Annotated in this window: 1 protein-coding gene and 1 pseudogene; both read right to left on the reverse strand. The window is 40.6% G+C overall.

Features of this window, described 5'->3' with window-relative positions; genetic code table 11:
- Positions 1 to 60: 60 nt before the first annotated feature.
- Positions 61 to 1,578, reverse strand: coding sequence for a lysine--tRNA ligase (gene lysS / locus G322_RS0118855; protein WP_022943222.1), 1,518 nt, complete (start codon positions 1,576 to 1,578; stop codon positions 61 to 63).
- Positions 1,579 to 2,013: 435 nt separating this feature from the next.
- Positions 2,014 to 2,148 (reverse strand): annotated as a pseudogene (gene prfB / locus G322_RS23115) (peptide chain release factor 2); the annotation flags it as partial.

A 2,148-nucleotide genomic window follows, 5' to 3' on the forward strand; every position in this document is an offset into this window, starting at 1 on the left:
CAACAAAAAAGCCCCGTGAATCACGAGGCTTTAATTTGACTTACTCACAGCAGACCAACATTATTTTGCTTGTGGGCGCATATGCGGGAACAGTAGTACATCACGAATCGTATGACTGTCTGTAAATAACATGACTAAACGGTCGATACCAATACCTTCACCGGCTGTTGGTGGTAAACCATGCTCTAGGGCAGTAATATAATCTGCATCATAAAACATCGCTTCATCATCACCCGCGTCTTTCTGAGCCACTTGATCTCTAAACCGTTGTGCTTGGTCTTGTGAGTCATTTAGCTCGGAGAAACCATTGGCGAGTTCACGTCCGCCTACAAAGAATTCAAAACGGTCAGTGACATCAGGATCTTCATCGTTACGACGCGCAAGTGGTGAAACCTCAGCTGGGTACGCAGTAATAAACGTAGGTTGCATCAATTTATGCTCAGCGGTCTCTTCAAAGATCTCAGTTAATACCTTACCTTCACCCCAGCTCTCTTTTAAATTAACGTTGAAACGTTTAGCAACGGCTTGAAGCCCTTCCATGCTATCAAGTTCGCTTGCTTCAATGCCCTCGTTATATGTTAATACAGACTCTTTCATGGTCATACGGATGAAAGGTTTACCAAAATCAAATACTTGATCACCATAGTTAACGATGTTTGAGCCTAATACAGTTTCAGTAATGTGACGTAACATATCTTCGGTTAGGTTCATTAGATCAATGTAATCTGCGTAGGCTTGATAGAATTCAATCATGGTGAATTCTGGGTTATGCCGTGTTGAAACACCTTCGTTACGGAAACTACGGTTAATCTCGAATACACGTTCAAAGCCGCCAACGACTAAACGTTTCAAGTTTAACTCTGGTGCGATACGCAGGTACATTGGCAAGTCTAATGCGTTATGAAATGTTTCAAACGGACGTGCGGTTGCACCGCCGGGAATCGCTTGTAACATAGGTGTTTCTACTTCCATAAACTCACGTTCATTGAGGTAGTTACGAATTGCGGTAACGATTTTATTACGTAAAATAAAGGTACGACGAGAATCTTCATTTGCGATTAAATCTAAGTAACGTTGACGATAACGTGATTCTGTATCTGACAGGCCGTGGTATTTATCAGGCAGTGGACGAAGTGCTTTAGTCAGAATGCGAATTTCACTGACTTTTATACTTAATTCATCGGTTTTCGTTTTGAATAAAACACCTTTTGCACCAATGATATCGCCTAAATCCCACTTTTTAAATTCAGTGTTATAGAAACCTTCCGCTAAATTATCACGTGAAACATACACTTGAATACGTCCGCCCATATCCTGGATGGTTGCAAAGCTTGCTTTCCCCATGATACGACGTGTCATCATACGACCCGCAATGCTCACTTCGATAGCGAGCTCCTCTAACTCTTCTTTGGTTTTATCATCGTATTTAGCATGTAGCTTGTCAGAGATATTTTTACGACGGAAATCATTGGGGAACGCTTGTCCCTTTGCACGCATCGCATCTAATTTTGCTAGACGTGCTGCGAGAATATCATTTAACTCTTGTTGCGGTGCTTCTGCTTTTTTTTGCTCTGACATGCTAATTCCTATCTGTTAATAATTTGTTAAAAGAGGCACAGCTAAAGCAGCACGTCCGAACAAAACTGCATTTGGACGTAGGACTTTAGTCCTGCTTGGTTACTAAGGATCGGCTTCAAAATTACTTGTGCTTTTGTTTTCAAAATAACCCGTCATTTAGGATTGGCTTCAACATTATTTGCGATTTTGTTTTTAAAATAGCCAGTCACTTAAGGCTTTTTGGAAACAATTTATCGCAAGTTATTGTGTAACGATCCCTTCAGGATTTTTGAAAACAATTTAGCGCAGTTATTGTGTAACGATTCCTAAGGCGTAGCTAAAGCAACACGTCCGAATAAAACGCTACTTGGACGTAGAACTTATGTCTTGCCGTTGTTATTTCTACAAAGTCAAAGCAGGACTAACGTCCTGTCCTCGATGTAATTATATTTGATTTTACAAGCCCGATTTTAGACTTGCTTCAATAAATTGATTGAGTTCACCATCCAATACCCGTTGTGGGTTACGGCTTTCGATACCTGTTCTTAAATCTTTAATGCGTGCATCATCTAGTACATATGAGCGTATTTG

Source organism: Psychromonas hadalis ATCC BAA-638 (assembly GCF_000420245.1).
GTDB lineage: Bacteria > Pseudomonadota > Gammaproteobacteria > Enterobacterales > Psychromonadaceae > Psychromonas > Psychromonas hadalis.